The organism is Secundilactobacillus paracollinoides DSM 15502 = JCM 11969, from assembly GCF_001311135.1.
GTDB lineage: Bacteria > Bacillota > Bacilli > Lactobacillales > Lactobacillaceae > Secundilactobacillus > Secundilactobacillus paracollinoides.
This window is the reverse complement of the sequence record NZ_BBAG01000008.1, coordinates 14,563-40,955: the sequence shown is the minus strand read 5'-3', so window position 1 is coordinate 40,955 and position 26,393 is coordinate 14,563. Positions and strand designations below refer to the sequence as shown.

The 26,393-nt window shown below is 48.6% G+C and carries 22 protein-coding genes and 6 pseudogenes; 15 read left to right on the top strand and 13 right to left on the bottom strand.

Annotated features, from left to right (window positions below; translation table 11 throughout):
* The first annotated feature begins 267 nt into the window (after positions 1–267).
* The 3 genes from JCM11969_RS04840 (at position 268) to JCM11969_RS04830 (ending at position 2,246) form a co-directional block, all read left to right on the top strand.
* A complete protein-coding gene (locus JCM11969_RS04840; protein ID WP_054708898.1) occupies positions 268–1,398 on the top strand; it encodes an LCP family protein in 1,131 nt (376 codons plus the stop codon).
* A gap of 145 nt (positions 1,399–1,543) precedes the next feature.
* Positions 1,544–2,023 (top strand): EAL domain-containing protein, encoded by a 480-nt coding sequence (locus JCM11969_RS04835; RefSeq protein WP_054708896.1) that lies wholly within the window; start codon positions 1,544–1,546, stop codon positions 2,021–2,023.
* On the top strand, positions 2,004–2,246 hold the full coding sequence (locus JCM11969_RS04830; protein WP_054708894.1) for an EAL domain-containing protein: 243 nt from the start codon (positions 2,004–2,006) through the stop codon (positions 2,244–2,246). Before JCM11969_RS04835 ends, JCM11969_RS04830 begins: the two co-directional genes overlap by 20 nt.
* Positions 2,247–2,346: 100 nt before the next feature.
* On the opposite strand, the gene JCM11969_RS04825 is transcribed toward JCM11969_RS04830, so the two are convergent.
* Entirely contained in the window at positions 2,347–3,675 is a 1,329-nt protein-coding gene (locus JCM11969_RS04825) for an LPXTG cell wall anchor domain-containing protein (RefSeq protein ID WP_054708892.1), read from the bottom strand.
* A gap of 111 nt (positions 3,676–3,786) precedes the next feature.
* Between JCM11969_RS04825 and JCM11969_RS04820 the strand changes: the two are divergent.
* From JCM11969_RS04820 to JCM11969_RS04790, 7 genes and pseudogenes are all read left to right on the top strand, one after another.
* Positions 3,787–4,140, top strand: a pseudogene (locus JCM11969_RS04820) (SDR family NAD(P)-dependent oxidoreductase); the annotation flags it as partial.
* A 375-nt stretch (positions 4,141–4,515) separates the two neighbouring features.
* Complete coding sequence (locus JCM11969_RS04815; RefSeq protein WP_054708890.1) at positions 4,516–6,348, top strand: diguanylate cyclase; 1,833 nt, start codon at positions 4,516–4,518, stop codon at positions 6,346–6,348.
* 456 nt (positions 6,349–6,804) lie between these two features.
* Positions 6,805–7,182: a GntR family transcriptional regulator gene (locus tag JCM11969_RS04810; RefSeq protein ID WP_054708887.1), complete on the top strand. Its 378-nt coding sequence runs from the start codon at positions 6,805–6,807 to the stop codon at positions 7,180–7,182.
* The gene (locus tag JCM11969_RS04805) at positions 7,179–7,889 is read left to right on the top strand and encodes an ATP-binding cassette domain-containing protein (RefSeq protein WP_054708885.1); all 711 of its coding nucleotides are present in this window, start codon (positions 7,179–7,181) and stop codon (positions 7,887–7,889) included. Before JCM11969_RS04810 ends, JCM11969_RS04805 begins: the two co-directional genes overlap by 4 nt.
* A complete protein-coding gene (locus tag JCM11969_RS04800; RefSeq protein ID WP_054708881.1) occupies positions 7,882–8,649 on the top strand; it encodes a hypothetical protein in 768 nt (255 codons plus the stop codon). The genes JCM11969_RS04805 and JCM11969_RS04800 overlap by 8 nt, the downstream gene beginning before the upstream one ends.
* Before the next feature lie 227 nt (positions 8,650–8,876).
* Positions 8,877–9,638 carry a CPBP family intramembrane glutamic endopeptidase gene (locus tag JCM11969_RS04795; protein WP_054708878.1) on the top strand — a complete coding sequence of 254 codons (762 nt, stop codon included), beginning with the start codon at positions 8,877–8,879 and terminating at the stop codon, positions 9,636–9,638.
* 155 nt (positions 9,639–9,793) lie between these two features.
* Positions 9,794–10,525, top strand: coding sequence for an SDR family NAD(P)-dependent oxidoreductase (locus JCM11969_RS04790; RefSeq protein WP_054708875.1), 732 nt, complete (start codon positions 9,794–9,796; stop codon positions 10,523–10,525).
* Between the two features lie 48 nt (positions 10,526–10,573).
* Here JCM11969_RS04790 and JCM11969_RS04785 read toward each other — a convergent pair whose 3' ends face one another.
* From JCM11969_RS04785 to nhaC, 3 genes are all read right to left on the bottom strand, one after another.
* Positions 10,574–10,918: an ArsR/SmtB family transcription factor gene (locus JCM11969_RS04785; RefSeq protein ID WP_054708872.1), complete on the bottom strand. Its 345-nt coding sequence runs from the start codon at positions 10,916–10,918 to the stop codon at positions 10,574–10,576.
* A 19-nt stretch (positions 10,919–10,937) separates the two neighbouring features.
* Positions 10,938–11,501, bottom strand: a complete 564-nt coding sequence (locus JCM11969_RS04780) for a cadmium resistance transporter (RefSeq protein WP_054708871.1) — start codon at positions 11,499–11,501, stop codon at positions 10,938–10,940.
* 140 nt (positions 11,502–11,641) lie between these two features.
* Positions 11,642–13,042, bottom strand: coding sequence for a Na+/H+ antiporter NhaC (gene nhaC, locus JCM11969_RS04775; RefSeq protein ID WP_054708870.1), 1,401 nt, complete (start codon positions 13,040–13,042; stop codon positions 11,642–11,644).
* A gap of 701 nt (positions 13,043–13,743) precedes the next feature.
* Here nhaC and JCM11969_RS04770 point away from each other — a divergent pair.
* Positions 13,744–14,127, top strand: coding sequence for an acylphosphatase (locus JCM11969_RS04770; protein WP_054708869.1), 384 nt, complete (start codon positions 13,744–13,746; stop codon positions 14,125–14,127).
* 84 nt (positions 14,128–14,211) lie between these two features.
* Here JCM11969_RS04770 and JCM11969_RS04765 read toward each other — a convergent pair.
* Positions 14,212–15,299: pseudogene (locus JCM11969_RS04765) on the bottom strand (Ldh family oxidoreductase).
* Positions 15,300–15,626: 327 nt separating this feature from the next.
* On the opposite strand from JCM11969_RS04765, the gene JCM11969_RS04760 reads away from it, so the two are divergent.
* Positions 15,627–16,295, top strand: coding sequence for a hypothetical protein (locus tag JCM11969_RS04760; RefSeq protein ID WP_054708867.1), 669 nt, complete (start codon positions 15,627–15,629; stop codon positions 16,293–16,295).
* 348 nt (positions 16,296–16,643) lie between these two features.
* On the opposite strand, the gene JCM11969_RS04755 is transcribed toward JCM11969_RS04760, so the two are convergent.
* The gene (locus tag JCM11969_RS04755; protein ID WP_054708864.1) at positions 16,644–17,612 is read right to left on the bottom strand and encodes a zinc-binding dehydrogenase; all 969 of its coding nucleotides are present in this window, start codon (positions 17,610–17,612) and stop codon (positions 16,644–16,646) included.
* Positions 17,613–17,756: 144 nt separating this feature from the next.
* Positions 17,757–19,171: pseudogene (locus JCM11969_RS04750) on the bottom strand (nicotinate phosphoribosyltransferase).
* Positions 19,172–19,308: 137 nt separating this feature from the next.
* On the opposite strand from JCM11969_RS04750, the pseudogene JCM11969_RS04745 reads away from it, so the two are divergent.
* Together JCM11969_RS04745 and JCM11969_RS04740 are read left to right on the top strand one after the other, a co-directional pair.
* Positions 19,309–19,814, top strand: a pseudogene (locus JCM11969_RS04745) (3H domain-containing protein).
* A gap of 24 nt (positions 19,815–19,838) precedes the next feature.
* A pseudogene (locus tag JCM11969_RS04740) lies at positions 19,839–20,305 on the top strand (prolyl-tRNA synthetase associated domain-containing protein).
* 135 nt (positions 20,306–20,440) lie between these two features.
* Here JCM11969_RS04740 and JCM11969_RS04735 read toward each other — a convergent pair.
* Positions 20,441–21,076, bottom strand: coding sequence for a nitroreductase family protein (locus tag JCM11969_RS04735; RefSeq protein ID WP_054708861.1), 636 nt, complete (start codon positions 21,074–21,076; stop codon positions 20,441–20,443).
* Between the two features lie 208 nt (positions 21,077–21,284).
* On the opposite strand from JCM11969_RS04735, the pseudogene JCM11969_RS04730 reads away from it, so the two are divergent.
* Positions 21,285–22,309 (top strand): annotated as a pseudogene (locus JCM11969_RS04730) (threonine aldolase family protein).
* Positions 22,310–22,898: 589 nt separating this feature from the next.
* Here the strand turns inward: JCM11969_RS04730 and JCM11969_RS04725 are convergent.
* From JCM11969_RS04725 to JCM11969_RS04705, 5 genes are read right to left on the bottom strand one after another with little or no spacing between them, the layout of a single operon-like run.
* On the bottom strand, positions 22,899–23,759 hold the full coding sequence (locus tag JCM11969_RS04725; RefSeq protein ID WP_054708858.1) for a lysophospholipid acyltransferase family protein: 861 nt from the start codon (positions 23,757–23,759) through the stop codon (positions 22,899–22,901).
* Positions 23,756–24,196, bottom strand: coding sequence for a glycosyltransferase (locus tag JCM11969_RS19700; RefSeq protein WP_054708848.1), 441 nt, complete (start codon positions 24,194–24,196; stop codon positions 23,756–23,758). The genes JCM11969_RS04725 and JCM11969_RS19700 overlap by 4 nt, the downstream gene beginning before the upstream one ends.
* Positions 24,193–24,702, bottom strand: a complete 510-nt coding sequence (locus JCM11969_RS19695; RefSeq protein WP_054708845.1) for a glycosyltransferase — start codon at positions 24,700–24,702, stop codon at positions 24,193–24,195. The genes JCM11969_RS19700 and JCM11969_RS19695 overlap by 4 nt, the downstream gene beginning before the upstream one ends.
* Positions 24,703–25,536, bottom strand: coding sequence for a glycosyltransferase family 8 protein (locus JCM11969_RS04710; RefSeq protein WP_054708842.1), 834 nt, complete (start codon positions 25,534–25,536; stop codon positions 24,703–24,705). It lies immediately after the preceding gene.
* A complete protein-coding gene (locus JCM11969_RS04705) occupies positions 25,533–26,258 on the bottom strand; it encodes a hypothetical protein (RefSeq protein WP_054708839.1) in 726 nt (241 codons plus the stop codon). Before JCM11969_RS04705 ends, JCM11969_RS04710 begins: the two co-directional genes overlap by 4 nt.
* Positions 26,259–26,393: the final 135 nt, after the last annotated feature.

The window sequence follows — 26,393 nt, the reverse complement described above, 5'->3', positions numbered from 1 at the left end:
TAACGTGTCGAAAAGGTAGGCTCTGGATTGTGGTCTTCATTTTTAAAGTGGTTACTGATTACGATTTTTAAATTTTACATTGCGGAAACGTGTTCCGAAGGCTGAAGCTACTGCCCTCAAAACGCCTTTCTCCACACTCTTAAAGATTTTCAGAAACCCTTAATAAACCATACGTAGCGCCGTTGTTCGAAAAAAATTACACTTATTTGTGTGATTTTTAAAACAACGGCGCGTTTTTGCGTAGTTATAAGGGTAAGGGTGAAAGTTATGAATAATCGAATGGATCGGCATCGCCAACACAAGCGTGGCCGGTGGATCGCACTTGGTGTCGTTATTGCCTGTCTCTTGGGCATCTTTTACGGGTTGAATACCATCTACCGCTCCGTCAGCAGCAGTTTATCTGATTCTTACACGAAAATTCATGAGAAGGGTGGTCGGCCGGCTGACGCCATCATCCGCAAGGGTCAGCCGATCTCAATCCTGTTGATGGGGACTGATACTGGGGCCTTAGACCGGACCGATAAAGGGCGCACAGATACCATGATGCTCATTACCGTTAGCAAAACGAAGGGCATTCATCTCGTGTCGATTCCACGGGACACGATGATCGCCATTCCCGGGTTGGAGTCGACGTTCCCGCAGAAGATCAACTCGGTATACACGTTTACTAACGTCAGTGATACCATGTCAACAATTTCGAAGTATCTGAATGTGCCGGTGGACTACTTTGCGCTCGTGAACATGGGCGGCCTGGAAAAATTAGTGGATCAGATCGGTGGGATTACAGTGGAATCGCCATTGTCGTTTACCTTCAGTACGGATACGTCCCACGAGACTGGTAAGAATCTTTACCAATTTTATAAGGGGAAGACGACCTTTAGGTATGCGAAGGATGGCGTTCACTTTAAGACCTACCATAAAATGAATGGGAAGGCGGCGTTAGCCTTTACGCGGATGCGCTACGAAGATCCGCGTGGTGATTACGGACGTACTGAGCGTCAGCGGCTGGTGATTGCACAGCTCGTCAAACAGGCAAAGAACCCGGCGCTGTTACTGAATAAGACCTTCATGAGCTCGATCTCAAAGAATTTGCGCACCAATCTGACCACCAAGGATATGTTGAGCCTAGCTACTGAGTACTACAATCCTAAAAAGAAGGTCAAGGCCATTTCTGTAAACGAAACGAGCTTGTGGTACGAGGGCATCTCCTTTCAAGTGATGCCGCGACTGGAGCAACAACGCGTCACAAATGAACTGCGTAGTGACCTTTCCTTGACTCACGCCACGACTGGTCCGGTATTAGCTGGAAATCCTGATAAATTTACAATTCCGCAAGCGGTCAGTCAGGTATTGTATGCCAATACTTCTAGCAACTCACAAGCGGCAACCAGTAACTGACAGCCGATGACATGCGCGTTCATCCGAGTTCTTTCTAGTTTTCCCTTTCAAAACAGCACGTTAAACGCTATAATGGATTAATTTGTAAGTGCATATACGTGTATCGTCGGGCGCATTGGTCAAAACAGAAAGTTGGAAATGCTTCATGTATCGTTTCTTTGTACAACCCCAGGTCAACCGGTTCAAACAGTCAATCGTGGGTTATGAGACCCTCATTCGCGAATCTCGCGATGGTCGCTGGCAGTTACCAAAAGACTTTTCAGCCATATCATTGGCGTGTCAATTGACACTGCTTCAACGTTGCGTTGACACGTTAAAACTGAAATCACACTACCTCGGCTTTAATTTAAACCGGACGCAGATTCAGGACCCCGAAGTTGTTCAGCACCTGATTCACTTTCAGCAACGGGCTTTTCCTGTTCGACTTGTCGTTGAATTGACCGAAGAAGTGTGCGGATCACCAAAGGACGCGGCGTGCGTTTTGGACCGTATCAGAACGTTACACGAGGGCGGGGTGCAAGTGAGTTTAGATGACGTCGGGACTGGCGAAAACCAGTTTAGCGCTATCAGCACTGTTGCCGTATGTATCAGAATTGAAGTTGGCCATGCAAAATTTCCGTCATGATAACAACGCAGATGCAATTCCAAAAGCGCTGCATGATTGGCGGCAGATCAGTGCTGACAATGGCTTACGATTTGTCATTGAGGGTGTCGAAACACAGGCTGACCAGCAGATGTTGGATGACCTCAACATTGGGTTACGCCAGGGGTATTATTATGGAAAACCGCATCTGTTGTTTTATCGCGGTGAACTGAATCGTACCAGTCGAATTGAGAAAAATGCCTAACCGGCACAGAAAAAAAGCTTCAGTTACTGCGCATTTACGCTGTAACTGAAGCTTTTTGTCATGGTTGGGGATTTCTAGCGACCATTAACAGTTTTTATGATTAGTCATTTGTTTCTTTTTTGCGAAGACCGAGCAGGCCCAAGAAGCCAGTTAAAACGATCATGGCCAAACCAAGAATGGATGCTTCACTGGTTTCATGTTCGTTCGTTTGTGGCAGCGTCTTAGCTGATTGTCCAGCGGCTGCATTGTTTTGACCAAGTGTACCAGTAGCGGTTGTGTCCGCAGCCGTTGAGGTTGATGTTAAATCAGCCCCAGTTTGGGCATTAGCGGATGTGCCTGCCTGCGTAGTACCGTTGTTGGTGCTTGCAGCAACTAAGTCGTTTGCGCCACTCGTTGTGACATCACTGGTGCCTTCACCTGAAGTCGTTCCAGTGGTGCCAGTACTTGTCGTTCCAGTTGCAGTATCACCAGCCGTAGCAGTTGAAACATCAGATGATGTCCCAGTCGTGCCAGTTGTGGATGACCCGTTATCCCCAGTTGATGTACCAGTGGAAGACGAGCCATTGTCACCCGTAGTTGTACCAGAGCCGCCGCCTTGTTGCGCAGCTGCAGCAGCGACACTAACTGCAATGTGGTAGTTTTGTAAGGCTTCATCGTAGGCTGCTTGTGCGGCTGTGTAGGCTGAAGTGGCGTTTGTCAGTGCAGTATTAGCGGCATCAGCTGCGGCTTGGGCGTCTGTAATTGCTTGCGCCTGTTGGCCTAAGGTTGCTAACTGTTGTTGCAGTGTTGTCAATTCTTGCTGGGCCGTTGATGCGGTCTGGCCGTCAGCAACCAATTTGTCGGTGGCGGTATCGAGCGCTGTTTGAGCAGTCGTCAACGCGTCAGCCTTGTCCGCTGCGGTTTGCTGAAGCGGTGTGAGGGCGTTTTGCGCGTCCGTTAACGTTTGTTGATCAGTGGCAAGTTGCGTTTGAGCTGCTTGTAGACTGGTCAAGGCGTTTTGTGCGTTGGTTAACGTTTGTTCATCATCAGCCACTTTTTGCGTTTGGGTGGCTAAGAGATCTTCGTCGGCAGCCAACTCTGACTTTACTTGGTTCAAGGTGTTTGTCACATCGGTGAGATAGGTTTGCGTGGTTGTTAAAAGATCCTTGGCATTAGCGATTTGATCCGAAGGCGTTGTTGGATCAGCTAGTAAAGCTGTCAAATTCGCTGTTTGTGAGGCGACACTGGCTGCTGCAGTATTAACCGTGGTCGTTCCGTTAGCAACCTGTGCTTCCATGGTTGTGACATTGTTTTGTGCCGTGATTTTATTAGCTGTATCCGTGGCCAATTGCTGATTGGCATAAGTCACCTCGTCAGCAACTGAGTCATCAGGATCCAAATTCGTGACGGTCGTTTGGTCACTGTCGACAGTGGCTTGTGCCTGATCCACAACTGCTTGTTGTGCGGCAACAGCGTCGTCAGCCGCAGTTTTGTCAGCGGTAGCTGAATCAACGGCAGTTTGGGCGTTGGCAACGTCGGTCCGGTCTGTAGCGACCTGGGCGTTATCAACGTGTCCAGCAACATGGGCTCGCTGACGATGGCGTCAGATCCTGAGTCGCAGTTTTACGGTGTGAATTCCCTTGGCTATCAAGCGTCAAAGGCGGCCGTTAACTTTGCCACCATCAGTTTTAGCAAGGAATTGATCGATACGCACATTACCGTCAATTCCGTTAACCCAGGCTGGATCGCTACTGAATTTGGCGGTCGTCCCAGTGATGCACCAACCCCAGCTGGGATGCAGTCGGTTGCCGAAGGGGCTGCTCAGATCATCAAGGCTGCGAGCGACCCTGAGTTTACGCAAAATAGTAGTTTTACAGAAAATGACGGCCCACTGCTTGGTAGGGTGGCCGGTTAAATAGCTGTTTAAGAAACGTTAAGCACTGGATGACCAATTCGGGCTTAACGTTTTTGTTGTGGATCAAGCGACGATGACGACAGACTCGGGGAGATGTGGGAAAATTCAATCAGAAAATTTTATAAATTTTAGCGCCATCTCATCTTGATTATTGGACGATTATATTTAAAATGAACAATAAGACGAATGTTATCCAACAGAAAACGATTTCAATTCTATTAAATTGGCATAATCTGTTCAAAATTTACTGGATTTATGGTAAATTAATTATAAATACACATTTCGTGATTTATGTTGTATAACGGTGGCCAGAAATTCTCTGTAAGTACTCCTCAGAACTTCGACCGTTATGCCGGGTCCTTAAGGAGGGGATTCATGATGATTACCGGTTTGACTGCAGATAGTTTCTTTACCCAGTTAACCCTCTTAATCTTCGCCATATTTTTCGTTTCGGGTATTATGATTGGTTATTCTCGTACCTGGCATCTGTTAGAAACGAACAACGGACTGACCGAGCAGCAACAAAATGCCATTCGATTAGGATTACCGTTAGTCGTATGGCTCTTAGGGGGCGTGCTGTGTTTGGCAGGCTTATTTTCGAGCGCCAACACACACATGTACACAAGCATTGGCGTGTTTCTCATTGCGTTCCCGATTTTAGATACACAACTGAAAACGCCTGGCTATCTGGCACGGTGTGCGGTGCTGTTTATCGTCTGGGAAGTGGGGCATATCCAGAATCTGTTCTCCGTGCAAAATATCCTAGTCAGTCTTGGCTTACTAGGCCTGTTTTACTTGATCCGGACGCATAAAATGGCTGTGCGATACCGATTTTGGACGTGCATGGCAGCGGGACTCTACGTTGCGCTGGGCTTTTGGCTGACGTATCCTGGTATACCGATCACTGATATTAATCTCTGGTTCAGTATTGGGTTGTACATGGTTATGACGGCCATTACTTGCGGGTATTGGATCATCCAAAAGAGCCAGGATATGGTGAGCCCGAAAAATAAGGGTGATCAGGATATCACGCCAACGACGCTCTATGCTTCATATGAACGTGATGTCAACAGTCTATTTGATGCCAACCGTGGCAGCAAGACCTCAATGACCATCGCTATCATTGACATTGACCGGTTTACAGACATCAACGATCGGTTTGGTCGCCGGGGTGCCAATGCCATTTTGGCAGATTTTGAAGCACTGTTGCAACAAGTTCTTCAACAATATAGTACGGCTTACCATTTGTTCCGGTCTGGCGGTGAAGAGTTCAATGCCATCTTCACCAACGCCACGCCGGTGGATACTGCGCCGATTCTGTTGGACTGCTGGGATACCGTGCGGACACACGAATTTTACTACCAAGAGCATGAAGCTGACCTGACGATTTCCGTTGGGGTGACGGCAGTTCAAACAGTGGATGAATCGGTTGAAGATACTTATAAACGCGCAACGAAGAGTTTGAATCAAAGCAAACGCGTTGGCCGCGATGCCATCACTGTTGAAGGTGTGGATCAGCACGCGCGCCGGGCCACTAACTGGTACCCAACGTACCGTTACTTTGTGCAGCCCATCGTCAATGCAAGTCAGTCAGACCACCCATTATTGTTAAACGAAATGCTGTTGCGTGAGTTTGATCGTAATCGTTGGCGCCTACCGGAAAGCTTTGAAATTCCGGTCACCACGCAGATCAGTCTGATCAAGCAGGTGCTCAATCATAACGACTGTCGAGGCGTTAATATCAACCTGACAGCGAAGCAATTCTCCGACCCAGAAATTGCGAAAGCACTCGTTCATTTTAAAAAACATGAACCGCGAATCGATGAATTCGTGGTCGAAATTATGGATGCGCCGACGAGTGAGATCGTCGAAAATATCAGTCACATTTATGCCGCCGGCGGCATCAAACTATACTTGGACGATGTTGGGTCCGATAACAGTTATGAACTGGTGTTGGATATGTTTAAGTATATCGATGGCATCAAATTTGCTATTCAAAACCTCAGAAAGACCAATGCTCCTGACCAACTGTTGGAAAGAATTGGTTTTTGGAAAAATATTGCCAACCAAAACAACCTAGAATTCGTCCTAGAAGGTGTCGAAACAAATGACGAATCTCAGTATTCTGTCGACCACTATGGCATCTTCAGACAGCAAGGCTACTATTTTGCGAAGCCGTCGTTGCCAGAAGAAGAGAGTGTGAAGTAAGGCGGTTTAGGGGCGGTGTGTAACGGACTCTGACCCAAAAGTCCAGGCCTGACTTTTGGGTCAGAGTCCGTTACACGTTAGCCCCGTGCCTTGCTGAACACGTTTAGTCTCGAGGCTAATAGAAAGCTGAGTGCAGAACAAGGCGGTTAAGGGGCAGAGTCCATTACATGGCCGCCCCTTGCCTTGTGGCGCACGTTACGGCTCGAGGCTAATAGAAAGAGCTCTGAAAAGCCCGAGCCTGACTTTTGGTCATCACCCGTAACACTTGTCCACAGTTTATTGACAGACTCTAAGACCAAAGTCAAAAAATAAGATCAAAAAAGAACGCCGCAGCCCTACAACTGCAGCGTTCTTTTACTATCCCAAAAAATAATCAAAATAAATCCTTGTCAAACGAGTATCACTCAGTTATAGTGTACTAGAAAGCTAATACACTAGTAAAGGAGGACACACACCTTGGAATTCGACGATAAGATCCCAATTTATTACCAGATTAAGCAATATATTTATCAAGAAATCATTGTGAACCACCTGGCACCGGGGGATAAGCTGCCAGCTGTTCGGCAATTGGCGTTAACCTTAACAGTTAACGTGAATACGATTCAGCGAGCGCTGGGTGAACTCATCAATGAAGGCATTTTAGAATCCAAGCGTGGTCGCGGCAACTTCGTGACGACGGATGTGAGCACGTTGACTGATATGAAGCATCGTGTTGTGGAGGAGCAGTTGGCACTGATGTATGACCGGTTGGCGGACCTGCAGATCACGCCAGATGAGATGGTGACTTATCTTACCGATTATATTTCAAAACGAAAGGAGCAGGCACAAGCATGACAGTATTAACGGTTGAAAATTTAACCTATAAACGAAATTTAAAAACGATTCTAACAGGGTTGAATCTGACCCTCGATGGCAATCAAATTGTCGGGTTACTCGGGGCAAACGGGGCTGGGAAAACGACCTTAATGCGACTGATCGCAGGCGCTGCAACCAGTTACCATGGCACGATTGCCATCGGTGATCAGACTAAACCGGCTGAGCGGAAGGCAATCGTCAGTTTCAGTGAACAGGTGAGTGGCGTCAATGATAGTCGAAAATTAGGCCAGATCGCACAATTTTATAACCATGTGTATCCTGACTTTGATATGGATACCTTCAAAAACTTAGCGGCAGATTTGAGTTTAGATGAAAATCAACGGTTCAATCAACTCTCAAAAGGGAACCACCAAAAGTTCGTGGTGGCCATTGCGCTATCACGTCAGGCCAAGTTGTACCTGCTGGATGAACCCTTTAACGGCATCGATAGTATGAGCCGTAAGAAGATCGTTGCCAGTATTATTCAGTGGAAGCCAGAGACTGCAACGATTCTCATTAGTGACCACCACGTTGCTGACATTGCGAACATTTTAGATGCCGTCGCTGTGGTCAAGGACCAGACCGTTGTTGATCAGAAAAAGGCCGATGAAATTCGGGAAAATGGTCAGAGCATTGAAGATTACTATGAAGGGTTTTACGCGGAAGGGGAGAGCGATAATGACTAGTTTTGGCAAACTATTAGTAACGATGTGGCAAGAAAAGAATCGGACGGTTTATCAACTGACCGGTATCGGATTGATTGGTCTGATCGTTTGGACGCTATTGGAAGTGTTCCGTGGCAACAGTTTTAGCGTTATCGGCGATTTGTCGGCTATGGTCTTTGGACTTGTAGGTTTTGTGCTCTTCATTTTGCTGGCCCGAGACCAAGAACACGTGTGGACGGCAAATAATTACCGGTTGATTCCGGTATCTGATACGAAATTATATACAGCAAACGTATTAACAACGCTGCTAAGCTATGTTTATTTTGTCGTGATTCAAGTGGTTATTATCTTCATCTGCAGCCTCACGAATTTTGGTGATCCATTTGGTCAAAGTTCAGTCGTCTACTACGACACGTTTGGCGTCATGATCCTGATGGCTGCACTGTTGCTGTTTGGCTGGATTTTCATCAGCACGATTCATCTTGTAACTACCTCGGTAGCAGCGTTCTTACCGGCATTCCGGCAAAGACTGATCCGGGTTATCCTAGCTATCATTGTGTTCTTTGTGGTCGTTAATATCGTCAGCTGGATGCAAAAACTACTGAGTTCAGCTTTAGGCAACATGGTGAACCTCAACATGTTGGGAGGTACCCCAACGGCGCAACTGGGAAGCGCAACACTGATTGCAGCAGGATATTTCTTAGTGAGTGCGGTCATTCTTTCTGTTGTAAATGTTTATTTGATGAAGCATTGGGTGGAGACGAGTACGAAGGCAGCCTGAGTGCGAAGCAAGGCGGTCTAGGGGCGGTGTGTAAGGGACTCTGGCAGAAATGCCCGAACTTGGCATTTGTGCCAGAGCCCGTTACACGTTAGCCCCGTGCCTTGTGGAGCACGTTAAGGCCCGAGGCTAATAGAAAGGCTGAGTATTGAACACGTTACGGCTAAAGTCGAATAGAAAGTCAGAAACTAAAAAAGTTCACAACGACAACAAACACAGGGGAAGCCAACATGCAACTCATCAACCAGGGGAACGGCCTAAAAAAATGCATCATCTTTATCTGCGTCATGATCACATATCTATGCAGCGGCGCGCTATTGGTCAAGCTTGGCCTAAAAGAAACAGACCAAGTGTTCATGATAATCCACGTGGTCATTGCCATCGTCTTACTGGGTATCATGCTCATGACAATTAGAACAACGAATATAACAACCGAACGCATCGGCTTTCGTCGTCACACGCGGTTACCATTGATCGTAATGACTATCGTGATGGTGTTGCTCATGCTGATTGACAATGTCCTGCCGAACTTTGTGCAGGTCTTTCACCATCCAGCAACTATTTTAGCGGTGACGTTAACCGCAGTGATGGCGGGGGTATTTGAAGAGTTAAGTTGCCGTGGGTTACTATTTTCAGGATTGCTGGCATTCTCACAAAACTCGCGGCACCCGTTTATCAGTTCGGCAATCTGGAGCAGTCTGATCTTCGGCTGTCTGCACTTGTTTAACATCATTAGCGAGGGGCAGGGCGTCGAAGTCACTGTGCAACAAGTTTTCTACGCCGCTGTGATCGGGGTGTTTTTCGCCGCGATTCGAGTTGCGGCAAACGGCCTGTTGATCCCAATTATTCTGCACAGTATGATTGATTTTACGCCAAATATCACATCGGTCAGTTCGTCAGTGATGGATTGGACGAGCCTGCTGATTGTTTTCATTCCGATTCTGGTTGTCGCACTTTGGGGGCTATGGGCAGAAGAACGGGTATTGAAATAGATTTCGTCAATTAACTTTAATTAGTTTTATGTTAAACAATTGTATTTAAAATTATTAGTGATAAAATGAGTTCATCTCGTTAAGTATGATGCGCCACGTTCAATTTAACGATTGCGCGATAATTTTAAAATAAGCGTTTAAAGTGAGGCTAAATAATGACACAAACTGTTTTGATTTCAGGTGCCAACCGCGGCATCGGTCTAGAAGTTGCCACTCAACTGGCACAGCAAGGCAACCAGGTGATTATCGGCGCCCGGCAGCAAGCTGCTGGCGAAAAGACCGTGGCTGATTTGGTTGCGTCAGGCATCGACGGGTCGCAGTTAGACAGCGTTCAGTTGGATGTGACAGATGACGCGTCAGTCACAGTTGCTGCGGCGGAGATTCGTCAAAGTCATCCTGATTTGGATTTACTGGTCAACAATGCGGGCATCGCTGGCGACATGACGAAGCCGGCGCTAGCAACCACTGCTGCCGATTACGCGGCCACACTAGAAGTGAATTTTTACGGGTCGTTGCGGATGATTCAGGCCTTCATGCCGATCCTTGAAACGAATAACGGCCAAATCGCGAATATCACGGGATTAGGCACACCGTCCGTTTTCTATAACCCGGCTGCCTATTCAGTGTCTAAGGCAACGCTCAACGCACTGATTCAAAGCTTGGCTGTCGATATTGTGAAGACGAAGCGACCAGTCTCAATCTACGGCATTTTTCCAGGTGGGGTGTCAACGGACATCAACAACCACATGGAGGGGCCGTTTATGAAGACGCTCGCTGAAGGCAGCAAGGCCATCGTTGATATTTTGACGGATGAGCAACCACACAACGGTGAGATTCTTGGGTCTGATGGCCAGGTCTTGTCTTCGATTGAACGGCAACAACGATAAGCGACAAAATAAACCGCAACTGAGAGAGTGTCATCTCCTAGTTGCAGTTTATTTTTGTCTTAATTGGTTTTGATGCAGCGTTCCAGGATGCGGTTCACCCTTGATCTCATGGGAAACGTGTCCCAGCATCGCGTCCACCATTTCTAAAATATGCGGGTCATCCAGACAGTAAAACATGTGCTTCCCCTGCTTGGTTTTCGTCACCAGCTGATACTGGTAAAGAATGGCAAGCTGGTGGGAAACAACTGGCTGATCAATGCCTAAATGGTCAACGATGCTGGACACGTCCGCTTCGTGATTTTCTAAAAAATAGAGGATCTTGATGCGATTTTTATTGCTTAACACTTTATAAATTTTAACCGCTTCATCAATGAGCGCGTCATTCACGTCCATAGTGCGTTACCTCGACTCGTTAAATTAACGTTAGCAGGTGACTGATCAGGCCGCTGTCCCAAAAGACATACAGGCCAATGACGACGTAACAGATCTTCATCAGTTTTTCGCCGTGTGCCGCCATGACATTGGCGACAGCAGGAATATCAGCGACCATTTTGATCAAGACGACCACGATCAGGGTCAAGCTGCCGATAAACACTAACGTCATTAAAAAGTGTACCATAGTTTCGCCCACAAGGACTGGCAGGAAAATGGAAAGATTGCAGCCGGCGCAAACGGACAGGTAGGTCCCGCACACCGCCCAAATGGGGGACTTGCTGGATTTATCACCATTGTCATCGTCGTCATCATGAAATGCCATGTAGATGGGGAGGATGCCCAGAATACCCAGCACCCATTCAGGGAGAAAGACGGCCAACGCCTTGCCAACAAAGAAGCTGAGGGTCAGCAGGATAAGATTCCCTAAGAGGTAGCCCAACATGACTTTCGGCAGTGCATATTTCTTTAATAAAAAGATCAACATGAAGAAAAAATCTAAGTTGACGCTAATAAACGTCAGTAATAGGAGCCAATAATTCATTGTCGCAGCCTTCTTTTGCTTTGATACATATATTATATGTTACATATGATATATGTCAACAAAAATGAAGGTCAGCAAAACTTATTTTGCCACAAAAAAGCCACCGCAACAGTTGCCACGGTGACTTGATATCGTTTAAATTAAGCTTCGGCTGTCTTAGCAGCTGGTTTCGGTGCGCTGGTACGCAGACCGATGCCGGTAAAGCCGCTGATCAGCGACATGACTGGGCATAGCAGGCTGAAGAAGACGAAGGGCAGGTACTGAATCGTCGGCACACCCAACGTATTCGCGATGAAGACCCCGCCAACGCCCCAGGGAACGAGGTAGTTGAGCACGGTCCCGCCGTCTTCAAGCACCCGGCCAAGCGCGGAACTCTGCAGACCGCCATTATTGAAGGCGTCCTTGAATGACCGCCCTGGCAAAATGATGGAGAGGAATTGTTCACCGACGAAGATGTTGACGCCGATGCAGGACGCAATGGCTGCGGTAACCAGTTTCGCGTGGCTGTTGAGCTTGGTTGCCAGCGGCGTCATGATGGCGCCAATCAACCCAAAGTTCACCAGTAAGCCACCAAGTGACAAAGTCAAAACGATTAAAGCGACCGTTGGCATCATGCTGACGATACCGCCACGGGACAGGAGTAAGTTTACTTCTGAGTTAGCGGTCTTGGCAACGTAGCCGTTAGTGATGATGTCCGTTGCTTTCGTAATTGAGAGACTCGGCTGGTTGATGAACATCATGCCAGCTGAGACGAAGACGTTTAACAGCATGGTTGGAATGGCTGCCATTTTAAAGCCGGCACAGACGAAAACGAGGACGATCGGAATCAGAGAGATAATCGAGATATGAAAATCACCAGAGAGGGCGGCTACCGTAGTGTTGATCTTGCCCATGTTGGCGTGGCTGTGACCTAAGCTCAGGACCGCGAAAGCGACTGTTGAAATTGCGGCTGCTGGCAGGGTCGACCACAGAATCGTTTTCATGTGGTCAAACAGGTCGGTGTCCACCACGGCCGCGGCTAGGTTGTTTGTTTCAGATAACGGGGAGAGTTTGTCGCCAAAGACACCGCCGGAAACGATGGCACCCGCAACCAACGCCGGGTTGAAGCCCATGGTAATGCCGATGCCAAAGAAGGCGATACCAACAGTTGAAACGACGGTGAAACAGCTCCCAACAGCGGCTCCAACTAAGGCACAAACGAGAAAGACAGTGGGCAAGAACCATTGCGCGCTGATGGCTTTAAACCCAATGACCATCAACGTTGGGATGGTGCCGGCTGCAATCCAGGTGCTGATCATGGCCCCAATTAGAATGAAGATCACGATGGGGATAATTCCCTTATCGATGCCGTCCTTGATTCCGGCGTTGATTTGATCCCAGTCCAGCCCCTTGAATTTAGCCCAGAAAATCGTGACCGTGATGGCCAGCAGCACTGGTACCTGCGGCGATAGCCCAAGGCCAATAACGCCGCTGCCCATGATTGCCAGATCAATGACTAGCACGATAATTGCTTCCCTTAAACTTAGTTTTACCTTCATCATTTTATTCACCCTCAATAATTTATTATGTACATTTGATAGTTGTATGGATTTTCTAACCGTGCTCTTGAATGACGCTTCGTTACGATGCGGGAAATTGTCGACTTTTAGTTATACTGTTTCAGTCTGATATTGTGCATTGTGTAAATCAGAAGCTACAACTCAGCGATGTAACTCTTGATGTATTGCTCTTGATAGCTTGATGAGAAGTTGAAGGCAAATTTTTCTGGAAACTGTCACTGACTGCTTTTGCGATCTTTAAATCCTCCTTAAATACAAAAAATCGTCCCCATTGCACAAATGCAACAGGGACGATTAGACTTATACCGCGGTACCACCCAGATTGTGCCTCAAAAAAGACACCTCTCTCTGAAGGATAATGGTCTCAGTGCAACCAGCGCCGGCAAAGGAACGGTATTTCGAAACAGTTACCCTGATTGGCTCGCAGCACCCGCCAACTTCCTGACACCCAGGTAACGTCCTACTTGTGTTATCCGACATTAAATATTAATGAGAGTATATCGCTGATTATTAGAAAATGCAAGGCCAACTGACGATTGTTGATTGGCAGTGTATGATGATGATAATCTAAAACTTGTTTAAATCCTTTAAATAGGCGGACTATTTTGACGGAAAATATGCTAGGGTTAAGCGTTCAGGATAGGTGAGATACGATTAAACGGAACCATAGGAGTGACAATGACATGACAACAAATCGTACCGTGGTGGCACTATTACACAAATTAAGAAAATTACGCGACTGGTACGTGATCACCCAAGCAAATGGGGTGACCCTGCCAGAAACGACGACGGAACCAATTACGCGCGTCCATTATGTGTTTCATGGAAAGGTGCAAAAGGTTGGTTTTCGGTTGTTGTTGAAAACCATCGCTGACCGGATGCATTTAACGGGCTGGGTCATGAACAATGACAATTTGGATGTGGTGGCGGAAGTGCAGGGTACTCCGACTCAGTTGGCGTTTATCAAGCACTATTTGTCGACGGGAGTCAAACGCATTCAGGTCGCGCAAATTGAGGAGCGACAGGCTGACATTGCGTTGAATGAGCATCAATTCATTATTAAATAGCAACATAAATGCTTAGCAAATTAAAAAACAGCGTCATCAAACTTGCCAGAATAGGGGAGTTTGATGACGCTGTTCTTCTAATCATTATTTGATATATTGTTCATAATCAATACCCAATCGTTTAGCGATATCGGTCACTTCTTCTAAGGTATGATCATCAATGATAATCCCGTTTGCCTTCCGGTCGTCATAGGCGAGGGCTTCCTTATCACCAGCAACGTAGATCGTCTTACCAGGTACGGCTGGCAATTCACGAATTTGTTGCAGGTAATCGGAGAACTTCTCAATGATGGCATCTTTGTCGCCGAAGATCGATGGGTCGATGGCGATGAAGCTTTGTGCTGGACCAACGGAGAGGTCTTCTGGCGTGATTTCAACGGAGGTGTTTCCCATTGAAAGAATCGACGTGAAGACTTCGACCATAACACCTAAACCAAAGCCTTTGTGGCTCCCAGTTTCTTCGGTGACACCGCCAAGTGGGGTCAGCCCAACGTAGGCTTCTGGGTCACGAGTCTTGTTTAAGGTTTCCGTGTTGTTGTGGTCGTAGACAGGTGTTTGCCCGTCCTTAGCCACCCAGAGTGCCGGCAGATCCTTGCCCAATTTACGATAAACCTCAACCTTGCCTTGAGGCACCGTCGTTGTGGCGGCGTCAAAGATGTAGTTGTGTGGGTTGGCTGGCATTGCAAAGGCAATGGGATTGGTCCCGACAAACGCCTGCATGGAGAAGGTCGGTAACATGGCTGGCCGCGAGTTACATGAGGACATCCCGATCAGGCCTTGTTCAGCAGCCATGTTGGCGTAGTAACCGGCAATGCCATAGTGGCAGAGTGCCGGGTCGTAACGATCCCAATGCCGCTTTTTTTCGCCTTTTCGATGGCAATTTCCATACTGTAGATCCCGTTTAACTGACCTAACCCGAAGTTGGCGTCAACCACTGCGCTGACGGGCGTCTCTTTTACAATTTCCGGCCGGCTCTTCACCCGGATCTTCCCGTTTTGAATAAAGTGGTCGTACATAAACATCCGTTGGACCCCGTGGGATTGGATGCCGTGTAAGTCGGTGTAAATTAAGGTTTCAGCAACCTTATGTGCTTGGTCATCGGTAAACCCGTAACCTTGATAAATATGAAACACTAATTCCTTGATCTTATCGCTATCATATCGTTCTACCATATGTATTTCACCACACTCGTTAGATTTTGAACAATGAAACTTTATTAAAAGTCACAATGTAAATGGTAGAGTAGTCTACCGGCCTTGTCAACGTTATTTTAATGAATTGTTAATCGTTTATTAATTTTAATGATCCTGTCATATTTGCAGCTTGTGTCAGCACGAACTAATCCATTTCTTGCCAGTTATTGAGCTGAAAGTTGTAACCTTAGAATTACAAGATACCAGCGCAAACTTAAAGTGAGCTTAAGCAACCATATCACTTGGTTGTCGAGATGATTAAGCGTATCATTTTCTTATTGAAACTAATCAACGGGGGTCATAAAAATGGCATTAAATACGGCAAAAACAGACTTACTCATTACTGAGGCGATTCACAAAAAGCCCGTGTTGCGGACGCGGTTCACATCGCAGGCTTACTTCGTGTTAGCGATGGTCATGGACTTACTGGACCAGGGTGTTCTGGTGCAGGATGGCGGTCAGCTAACGATTGCGGATGAAGCCAAGTTCGATGCGTTACCAGCATTTTTGGCGAACTTCCAAAAACAATTTCGGGACACGCTAACGAAAACGGAACCGTTAGCCAAACAGTTACAGTTCTTAACCAGCTGGGATATTGCGAACGACTTATATGATGGTATCGGGCCAGAACTGTTGCAACAAAAGGTTGTTGAGAAGGTGACCTTCCAAAATAATCTAGAGCCGCACATCATTTATGTGCCAACGGATGGCAGCCGCAACGGTGCCATTAACGATTTGAAACAAACGATGCAATTGGATGTGCCGCACGTGACCATGCATCTGGTAGCAATTCTAGAGCAGCAGGATGCGTTAAAGTGGCTGATTCCGGATGCGGAAGAACGAAACCAACTCTTAGCCCAGTTCCACGCAATCGTGGATCGCGACCCGTACTTTGAGGTGATCCAGGAATTGACAGCCACTGCGAGTGAAGTGTTTATTCAGAAGAAGTTTTGGTTGGATTCGTGGCTAAGTTAGAGTGTGGAGCAGGGCGTTTTGAGGGCGGAACACGTTTCGGCAATATAAGATAGACCCACGTCGCAACCAAGCACGTAGACTAATAAGAATGGTAAATCCCGGGCCTGAATTTTTGCCAGAGTCCGTTACATGGCCGCCCCTTGCCCTGCGGAACACGTTTCGGCTATCTAAAATAGACCCACGTCGCAAGGACAATTTAACCAAAAAACAAACAGTGCATCTGAGCAATATTGGTACACGATTCCAACCTATCAATCAAGCCCTTAATTAAAACCCTAAAAATAGCCATCCAAACGAAATATCGTTAAGGACGGCTATTTTTGGATTAAAATGGTCAAATTCTAAATGTTAGAAAACCGCAATCGCCTTCCCAACGATCTCATGCGCTTCAAGCGCCCGTAAGCCCTCAGCAATCTCATCACTGGCATAGCGCTTAGTAATCAGCGGATTCACCTTACCGTCAGTAACCAACGCCAACAGTTCGCCAGCCATTCGCCCAAGGTCAGCAACCTGCCGAGGGTCGCCGCTGCGGTGAGCACCGCCTAAGTCGAGTTTACTGATCGACAATGCTTTATCAGCGGGCGCATCCGTTGGGGTTGCCAACACACAGACGAGCTGACCATTGTAGGCAATGCGCTCAAAGTCAGCTTCCGGGTCGCCAATGGCGTTGATGATCAGGTCCGCACCAAGTCCACGTGTCAGCTCGAGCACGCGTTGCGTCACGTTTTCTTCTTGGTAATCGATAATGGCGTCAGGATTTAGCGCAGCAACGAAGTCTCGCTTAGTTGTCGACACCGTTGTGATGACGTGTTTACCAGCAGCGTTTGCGAGCTGGATGGCCATGCTGCCGACACCACCTGCCCCCGCGTGAATCAGGACGGTCTCGACGTTATTTAATTGTGCCTTTCGAAAGAGTGCTTGGTAGGCTGTCATACCGGCACACAAGGAGCCAGCAGCCGATTCGTAGTCGACGGTTTCAGGAATGCGTGCCAAAGCGGCAGCGGGGTAGGTCACATATTCTGCAAACGCACTATCTTCGGCAAAGTTTGCGTGGCCAGCAACCCGATCGCCAACGTTGAAGCCTTTGACCCGGTCACCAAGCCCCATGATCTCGCCGGCCACATCTAACCCTAAAGTGTGCGGGTAAGTCCAATCAAAATAACCGTTAGCAACGATCTTAGCGTCAACGGGATTCAATCCAACGGCCCGGGTGCGGATCAGGACCTCGTTTGCGCGCGGGTTGGGCATGGAACGGTTCGTCCATTCAAGTTGTTGGAGCGTTTTTGCTGCTGGTTCTGGAACGACAAGTGCTTTCATGATGCGACCACCTCTCCTATCAAGTCGAAAACAAAAGCGCCACGATGTGTGTAGCGCTTACTTTCTGTTAATTTAATAGTAGACTGATGTTGGCGAGAAAGCAATGAACTGCCATTTTTAAGTTGCTAAATGTCCGTCACACACTTAAGCACGGGCAATCAAGTCATGTTGTAAATCCGCCAGCCCGGTCGTCATATAAACGTGATAGCTATCCGGATTCACCAACCGTTGAGTCGCGGCGGGCAGTTCAGCAAGGCGCTGTTGACTGTACTGCCGGATTGCGTGCACATCACTGGGACACTGCGCTGGATCAATCGGCGTTTCTAACAGGATCAGTTCAGCATCAAAGCTGCTTAAATGATGCACGCGATTCACGCTCAGCGGGTTGCTATCTACAACGGCCACGGTGTTGCTCAGCTGTTCATCACTGCCGGTAATGAGGTCGGCAAATGCTTCGCGCGTGCTTTTCCGATAGAGCCGATAAAGCTGTTTTTGCCCAGGAATCGTCACCTTTTCACGCTGTCACTGATCTTGATTTTTGGATTGACCTGACCATCCGTTTCGATGGCTGCCAGCTTGTAAACGCCGCTGAGTACCGGTGCCGAGGCGCTGGTAATGAGTTTTTCACCGATCCCAAAATTATCGATGGGGGCACCTTGGTCCAGCAACGATGTCATCACAGATTCGTCCAGAGCATTTGAAATGGTGATCTTAGTGTCTTGAAAGCCGGCTGCGTCCAAGAGGTGACGGGCGTCGCGGGATAGGGTGGCAATGTCACCGGAATCAATGCGAATCCCCACGGGGTGATGACCGGCAGCTCGCAATTCTTTAAAGACAGTGATGGCGTTCGGCACACCAGACGTGAGCACATCGTAGGTGTCCACGAGTAACGCGCTGTTGTCGGGGTAGAGGGCTGCCCATTTGCGAAACGCGGTCAGCTCATCTGGAAAGGCTTCGATCCAACTATGCGCCATGGTGCCGGCGACTGGAATGTGAAACAACTTAGCGGCTAACACGTCAGACGTGCTGGCAGCACCGCCAATGACGGCTGCCCGGGCACCGTAGACGGCGCTGTCGGGGCCCTGTGCGCGTCGGGCGCCAAATTCCATGATCGGCCGACCCTTGGCAGCAAACACCATCCGCCGCGTTTTCGTGGCAATGAGTGACTGGTGATTAAGGATGTTTAAAATTAAGGTTTCCAGGAGTTGCGCTTGTGCAATTGGCCCCTCGATTGTCATCAGCGGTTCGCGTGGAAAGACAGGTGTCCCCTCCGGAACGGCGTGGACGTGACAGTCCAGGGTGAGGGTGGCCAGGTGGTCGATAAACGCCGGTCGCCACAGGTTTAGACTGCGAAAATAGGTCAGGTCACTGTCTGAAAAATGAAAGTCAGCGAGTTGGTCAATAATTTGTTTAAGTCCGGCAGCCAGCACAAAACTGCCCTGGTCAGGGACTTTGCGGTAGAACACATCAAAGGTTGCCCGCGTGTTTGGCAGCTCAGCATCAAACCCGTTTGCCATTGAGTATTCATAAAGGTCGGTCAGTAAGGATAAATTGCGCATGATCATCATCCGTTCGATTTTGTAGGACAGGTGTCAAGACACCTGATTGATTAGTGCTATTCTACCACGAATTCGCCTCCTGTCACGACTGATGAGGTGTGGTAGACTAAGACTATAACGAAAAAGGACGCGATGACATGGATAGTAATGCACGACGAGCACGAATTCAAGCAATGCTGACAACGGGACCGACACCGATCAGTGCCAGCCAAATTGCCAAAAAATTGCGGGTCAGCCGCCAAACGGTGGTGGGTGACGTAGCGTTGTTGCGGGCCGAAGGTGAACCCATTGTGGCCACGTTAAAGGGCTATGAATACGAGGCACAATACACCCACAAAGCCATTATCGTTTGCCGGCATTTTCCGAACGATACGGCCGATGAACTGACGCGGATCGTTAATGCGGGCGGCACCATTGTGGACGTTGAGGTCAGCCATCCGCTGTATGGTCAGTTAAAGGGCATGTTGCAGATCAAAACGGTCGCCGATGTGAACTTATTTGTGGGCAAGTTGAAGGAACAGCAGGGCATTTATTATCAGAGTTAACAGATGGTGTCCATACACATACTGTGGCTTATGAAACGCCTGCACAATTAACAGCTATTCAAACCACATTGCGTGAGGCGGGCTACCTGTACGAGTAACCTGACCTGAAGGGAGTTTTGATGATGGATCAATTAACCTTAGTCACCACAACACTGGATCAAATGGGGATTCAGTACCAGATCGTGAGCCATCCGGCAGTGACGACCACTGAGGCGGCGGATGCCTATATTGAAGGCATTGAAGGGGTTCGCACCAAGACGATGTTCTTGACGAACAAGAAGAAAACGGCCTTTTATCTGCTGGTCATGGACGACGCCAAACGGCTAGATTTTCATGAATTTCAAGACCTGACTGGCGCCAAACGGGTCAAAATGGCATCGTCAGAAGCACTGAAGGAAAAACTAGGCCTTGAACCGGCGTGGTCTCGATTTTTGGGTTGCTCAATAACCAAGACCGGGACGTTCAGGTTTATTTTGACAAGGCGATCCTGTCGGAAGCACGGATGAGTTTTCATCCCAACGTGAACACCCGAACGATCTTTGTAGCAACCGACGATGTATTGGCGTTTGTGAAGTCGCAGGGGGGTTGAGCCAAAAATTCTTGAGTTGTCTGACGAGGTATAGATGACGCTTGAGATATCACAAGTAAACTAAAAGCGACTCACAGCTAAGCCTTAATTTGCGTTTAGCCGTGAGTCGCTTATTTTTTTAAAAATGCTATCTGACTATCGAAAACTGAGAATTTTCTCTGCGGGTAAGCGTACAGAACCGGCCGATAGTTGGGCTGCTTTGCCGATTGCCACCAGCAGTACTGGCACGTAGCGAGTTGGGTCGAGGTCCAGGGCCGCCGCAATCTTATCGTGGTCAAACCCTGTCATTGGGCCAGTCTCATACCCGTGTGCCCGGGCAATCAGCATGAATTGCATGGCTGGTAGCGCGACGTCCAGTGTGAACGTGGCGACGAGAGCTGAAGTTGGCATTTCATCGTACACATTTTTGATGATGGTGACTAAATGATCACTGACTTCCTGCGGCATCTTACCCGCTTTCACGGTCTGGTCGTAGATGTCCTGCGCATTTTCAGCCGCTTTGAGATCCGCAAAGAAAAAGACCAGCGCTGACGCTGTTTCGTTTTGATGGGCGTTGGCGGGCATCAGCGGTTTGATCTTTGCCTTGGCCTCTGGTGAGTCGACGATGACGATTCGCCACGGCTGCACATTGAGTGCTGATGGCGCGGAGATCGATTCGGTAATCATTTGCGTGAGTTCAGTCCGGTTGATTTTGACGGCGGGGTCGAAATCGTGAACAGCGTGACGCCCCTCGATAATTTTTTGAAAATCATTTTCTTTAAATGATGACATGATGATCGACCTCTTTTATTTAGAATCCGCAACAGCGCGTTGTCTGCATCTATCATACTAATTTCATGTGAATTGTCAATCCCTGAAGTGAGCCTATATTGCAGCGATGGTAACGCTTACTTATACAAAAATCAGTTGCCGATATATGGTAAACTAGTTCTCTGAGTTTCATTTATTTTTAATCAAGCAACTTTCGGAGGCAGACAACATGTTAGCATTTGCGAACGACTATTCAAAGGGCGCTCATCCCGCCATTTTACAACGTTTCATTGATACGAATCTTGATCCGCAACCCGGGTACGGCCAGGATGCCTATTCCGCCAGCGCGACTGAAAAAATTCGCCGGGCGTGTGACTGTCCTGATGCGCAGGTGACCTACATTTCGGGCGGAACCCAGGCCAACGCGGTGATTATTTCCACGGTGTTAAAGGATTACCAGGGGGTCGTTGCGGCCGACACGGGTCACGTCAGCATTCATGAAGCTGGGTCGATCGAATACACTGGCCACAAGGTCCTGACAATTCCGGGACATGATGGGAAGATCGATGCGCACGAGTTGGCTGAGTACATCAAGGCTTTTACGAGGACGATAACCACATTCAAATGGTGTATCCCGGCATGGTCTATATTTCACAGCCGACAGAATATGGGACACTGTATTCAAAGGCGGAGCTGACGGCCATTTCAGCCGTTTGCCGCCAGTATGACATCCCGTTGTTTATGGACGGTGACCGCTTGGGATATGGGCTAATGAGCCCCGCAAACGACATCACGCTGCCCGAACTTGCCAAACTCGTGGATGTGTTCTACATCGGTGGGACGAAGGTTGGTGCGTTATGTGGGGAAGCTGTGGTCTTCACGCATGATAATCAGCCGGAGTTCTTCAACAACCGGGTCAAGCGTCGCGGCGCGCAATTAGCGAAGGGCCGGTTGATCGGGGTCCAGTTTGAGGCCTTGTTTACGGATGACCTGTACTTTAAGATCAGTGCCCACGCAATCGAAATGGCCAAACAACTGAAAGCAGCCTTGACTGAGAAGGGCTACCAGTTCTTCATTGACTCGCCAACTAATCAACAGTTCGTGGTGGTCGATAACGCCAAGATGGCAACACTGAAGAATGATGTTGATTTCAGCTTCTGGGAAAAGATTGACGACACCCACACCGCAATTCGGCTAGTGACAAGCTGGTCAACTACTGAAGATGAAATTGAACAATTGAAACAGGTGCTGTAATGGCATAGCAAAATCCCCGGTGCAAGTGACTTGCGCCGGGGATTTTATGTCCTTTTTTGGACGAATGATTGCTGTTGAAATTTTGGGTGGTTACATGCCGCTGCGTTCCACCGTTCGGCCCTGCAGGCTGAGGTGGGGTCGCTCCGGAGCTATTGAATTTCTTTCCAGAAATTCAAGGATCTCCTACGTCTCCCGTGTTCGTAACCGACCAAAAAACGGTCGCTAACGAGCACCGACACCACAGCCTGCAATGCCGACCGGCTCCACTACGCTACATTGTGGAACAAGTTCACTGACAGCGATACTGTATCATAATTGTTGTGCCATTATCTGTTCATTAGTAGACACCAGCACGCTACCATGGTGTGAAGCATTGCTGTCAGTGGTCCGATTAGCAGTCGAGGGCGGATTCACTGCAAACTAGGGTTAACGCCATTGTGATACTTAGCTAATAGTAAAAGTAAGCTCTACCTCAGTGGAATGCAGCAATTCGGCAGGTTGTCGCGAGCCACTACGACGGCCTGCCGAATTGCGGAATGCAACGGACTAAAGCACTTAACCAAAACACGGTCAAGTAACAAACGAAACGTTATCCCCGCGGTGCCCAGCCAGCGATGTCGCTAGGTTGAAAATCATAGGTCAATCGTTGCTGATAGGCTGTTTCGTAAGCGGCACATTTCTGCTCGTAATCGGTTTGCATCATGGCAAAAATGTTTTCGCGAACGGTCTTTTGTGGATCGGGATAGATAACTGGCAGAATGTGCAGGGTGTAAGTCACGTCGTAAAAATTGGTGCTCTTAGGTTGGTCGGTGTCTGTCATTTCGACGAAGCAGGAAATGATCGGTGCTTGTAACTGAGCAGCGTACTGGTAGGCCCCGCGCTTTGGCGGTCGCGGTTTGCGGTAGTTGAACCACATTTCTTGTTCCGGGTAGATCAGAATGTTGTGGCCGGCATCCAAAACGTTGGCCATCAGATTCGGCAGCGTTTTGCCGATGTAGCTGATGCTGTCGGTGAGCGGAATCGTGTCGATGTTGCGCATCATGTAGCCCAGCAGGCCGTTCATGTCGAAGTTGGTCAGTTGGCTGATGAGATAGAGCCGTTTCATGTTCAGACCGCGACGCACGACCATGTTTTCGTAGGGGCTGAAATGATTGCTGGTGACAATGGCGCCCTGGTGCAGGCCGGCTAGGTTTTCCTTACCGACCACGTTGAGGTGTCGCGTCTGCCAGCGGGTGTCTACGTTGAGCATCGTGCGGGCGACAAGGTTGTTAACGCGATAGGAGAACCGGGATTGGTGGTCTAGGTAGGCCGATAATTCATGCTTGGCCTGGGTCGCATCCAACTGTGGGTCGCCGAGTTCCACTTTCGCGTTGAAATCTTGATGCTGCACAGCTTGCTGAATGTTGGCAATCACAGGTTCGCGATTTGGCAGGTCAGTGATAGCACTCATATCACCACCTCCTCGCGGTTCTTGTTGCGAATTTGGCGGAAGGTGTTTGTTGCGGTGGCTTGCGTTTCAGCCACCTTTAAGATCCGGTCAAAATTGGCGCGGTCGGCTTCCTTTGCGGCATCATTGTAGGCGGCTAAACCAGCTTGCATCTCGTCATAGTACGGGGTTTGCTTGGCGTAGTCCCAGAAATAACCTTCGTTTGCCACATTCGTATAGTGCCATGGCTTGGCAAACAGGTTGAAGTGAATCAAGGATTGATGAATTTGCGGATCCGTTTCCATTTGCACATTCCAGCTTGGATCCAGGATAGTTGTGCGCTGTTGACACATGGCGTTCAGGTAGTCCTGGTCAGGCGCTAAGCAGGTGACATGATAGGCGTTCAACAAGTTTAAGAAGGATTGGCTGAAATGCATGTCGCGCAACGCCTGCAGGTTCATGACCAGCACACCTGAGTTGATGTAACGATTGGCAGCGACGCCGATCGCGTCAGTTGCATAGGCTGCCGTGACTGGTTTGCCTGCAATCGTCGGTCCATGGCAGCCGCAATCAGATTGTCGTTTAACGGTGTTGCATAGAGCGCACTGATGTCGTCAAGCACCACCGTGTCGGCGTCGAGGTAGACCGCTTTATCGTATTGTGGAAAGAGGTCGGCGATGAATAACCGGAAGTAAATGGTAAACGTGAAGTAGTCCATTCGCAGCTTATTGCCGGTATCGGTGATCTCTGCCAGCAGGTCGGGATTGATCTGCTTAAAGGTGAGATGGAATCGGCTGTCCGTCACTAAAGATTGCAAATTGATGCGGTTTGTCTCGGACAATTTTTCCGACATCACAACGATCTCGTACGTGTTGTCCGGACTGGCATTTGCCATCAGTGACTTGAGTGAAACAGCTAAATAAGGTGCGTAATGGTTATCGACGGCGTAGAAAATTGGTATGGTCATTTAGGCCACCTCCTTGAGTTTGGGTGCCAGTGCCTGATACTGGGCAAGTAGGGCATCGTATTCGTGCAGTCCTAATTCGTCATGCATTTTAGTGACCTGCCAGGGCTTTACGGTGAGCGTGTGCACCCACGGAAACAGGCGAAAACTAGTGGTGAAATGTTGCAACACTGTGCCAGCGTGTAGCCGACGTTGTTCGTTGTAGCGGCGCGGTAGGATCCGCTTAGCGACGGCCAGCTTGTTCAGTGCGGATTGGTCGGGCATAAAGAGTTGCTTGTTACGGCAAAGCTGGCGGCACCGGGCGAGCAGTCCGGTTTGCCGGATGAACTTTAAATTCATCAGGAGCACACCCGAATTTAAATAGTCGAAGTGGGTGACCCGGTTGTGGAAGAACCAGCGCCCGTAATAGTCCGGCACGCCAGCAATTTCCACGCCTGTAAGATCTTGATTATACAGATCATCCAGCGATCTTCGGCAAATGACATCGGTATCCAGGTAGAGGATCCGGTCTGGCAATGCCGGTAGTTGGTCACTGAAAAGACGCAACATACAATAGGGGGTAAACAGGGTCTCCATGTTCGCAGTAGGGGCTTCACGGTTGAACTGCGCGCTGATGTCGATCTTCGTAATGGTGCTGTTTGGATCGTCTTGATGCAGTTGTTGGGTTAAAAACGCCACAGTTTGGTCGGATAACGGCTCGTATTTCTTTCGAGCTGTCTGCAACGCCGCCGTAAGAATATAAATGTGCAATGATTGCTGATGGTGGTGGCACAGCGATAGGATCGAAAGTAATAGTCCGTCTGCCATATTGGCGTCGCCACAGTAAAGAATGTTCATTTTGACGCCTCCCTTTCATAGTGGATATATTCAGTTGTATTGTTTTCCCGCGCCCGGATTTTCAGCTGGTCAGTGACCTGTTGGCACAACTGTTCTTGTTGTTGAGCTGGCCGCAGTGTCGTATCCGGAAAGAACGGCCCATCAACGAAAACGGTCATAGCGGGATGATGCCGCCACCGAGAAGCTTGGTAGGTCGTGATGACCGCAAACGTTGGTGCCTTGGCTGCCACCGGGTAGTGAAACGTTGCCCGTGAGAAGGGCCGAATTCCGGTATAGTAGGGCCAAACATGGGCTTCTGGATAAACCATGATGGCCCGGTGTTGGTTAAGACGGGTAGCGATGGCTTTGGCAAATGCTGGCATTTGATGGAAATCCGAAGGCACGATAAGCGCGCCCATGGGCACCACTTTGCCAATGACGGGCACACCCAGATTGGCCGGTGCTGCCAGTGTGTCCACCCGATGCGCGCCGGTGACGATCATCGGCATAAACACATCGCCAACGGGTTGCGTGTGGTTGCCATAGAGGACGATGCCGGTATGACGAAACGGAGTCAGCACGTCGCGATTTTTGATCCGAACGCCGCGCCACAGTCGCCAGTAGCACCAGCCAATAAATTGAAAGAGCCGGTAAATCACACTAGCCAGCACCCGATAGCCAGGATTGGTGTGCACCCATTTGAAATTGGCAGCCAGCTTTTGATGTTGCTGCTTATTGGTCACAAAGTCATCAGTGTAACTGCGATAATATCTGGTTTGATGCGCTGCTGTTTGATTCAGGGGAATTCACCTCCATGTGATGGTTTTGAGAAAAGAGACAGTTCTGGTTAAAATGATGTGCTGAGCACTCACTCAACT

What these genes read in the sequence shown, in the direction of transcription:
- JCM11969_RS04760 (WP_054708867.1), top strand. Translation starts at nt 15,627, where the DNA reads ATGGCATTAAATACGGCAAAAACAGACTTACTCATTACTGAGGCGATT.
- JCM11969_RS04710 (WP_054708842.1), bottom strand. Translation starts at nt 25,536, where the DNA reads ATGAACATTCTTTACTGTGGCGACGCCAATATGGCAGACGGACTATTA.
- JCM11969_RS04805 (WP_054708885.1), top strand. Translation starts at nt 7,179, where the DNA reads ATGACAGTATTAACGGTTGAAAATTTAACCTATAAACGAAATTTAAAA.
- nhaC (WP_054708870.1), bottom strand. Translation starts at nt 13,042, where the DNA reads ATGATGAAGGTAAAACTAAGTTTAAGGGAAGCAATTATCGTGCTAGTC.
- JCM11969_RS04780 (WP_054708871.1), bottom strand. Translation starts at nt 11,501, where the DNA reads ATGAATTATTGGCTCCTATTACTGACGTTTATTAGCGTCAACTTAGAT.
- JCM11969_RS04815 (WP_054708890.1), top strand. Translation starts at nt 4,516, where the DNA reads ATGATGATTACCGGTTTGACTGCAGATAGTTTCTTTACCCAGTTAACC.
- JCM11969_RS04840 (WP_054708898.1), top strand. Translation starts at nt 268, where the DNA reads ATGAATAATCGAATGGATCGGCATCGCCAACACAAGCGTGGCCGGTGG.
- JCM11969_RS04830 (WP_054708894.1), top strand. Translation starts at nt 2,004, where the DNA reads ATGCAAAATTTCCGTCATGATAACAACGCAGATGCAATTCCAAAAGCG.
- JCM11969_RS04770 (WP_054708869.1), top strand. Translation starts at nt 13,744, where the DNA reads ATGACAACAAATCGTACCGTGGTGGCACTATTACACAAATTAAGAAAA.
- JCM11969_RS04735 (WP_054708861.1), bottom strand. Translation starts at nt 21,076, where the DNA reads ATGTCATCATTTAAAGAAAATGATTTTCAAAAAATTATCGAGGGGCGT.
- JCM11969_RS04800 (WP_054708881.1), top strand. Translation starts at nt 7,882, where the DNA reads ATGACTAGTTTTGGCAAACTATTAGTAACGATGTGGCAAGAAAAGAAT.
- JCM11969_RS04725 (WP_054708858.1), bottom strand. Translation starts at nt 23,759, where the DNA reads ATGAGTGCTATCACTGACCTGCCAAATCGCGAACCTGTGATTGCCAAC.
- JCM11969_RS04795 (WP_054708878.1), top strand. Translation starts at nt 8,877, where the DNA reads ATGCAACTCATCAACCAGGGGAACGGCCTAAAAAAATGCATCATCTTT.
- JCM11969_RS19700 (WP_054708848.1), bottom strand. Translation starts at nt 24,196, where the DNA reads ATGAACCTGCAGGCGTTGCGCGACATGCATTTCAGCCAATCCTTCTTA.
- JCM11969_RS04785 (WP_054708872.1), bottom strand. Translation starts at nt 10,918, where the DNA reads ATGGACGTGAATGACGCGCTCATTGATGAAGCGGTTAAAATTTATAAA.
- JCM11969_RS04790 (WP_054708875.1), top strand. Translation starts at nt 9,794, where the DNA reads ATGACACAAACTGTTTTGATTTCAGGTGCCAACCGCGGCATCGGTCTA.
- JCM11969_RS19695 (WP_054708845.1), bottom strand. Translation starts at nt 24,702, where the DNA reads ATGACCATACCAATTTTCTACGCCGTCGATAACCATTACGCACCTTAT.
- JCM11969_RS04835 (WP_054708896.1), top strand. Translation starts at nt 1,544, where the DNA reads ATGTATCGTTTCTTTGTACAACCCCAGGTCAACCGGTTCAAACAGTCA.
- JCM11969_RS04755 (WP_054708864.1), bottom strand. Translation starts at nt 17,612, where the DNA reads ATGAAAGCACTTGTCGTTCCAGAACCAGCAGCAAAAACGCTCCAACAA.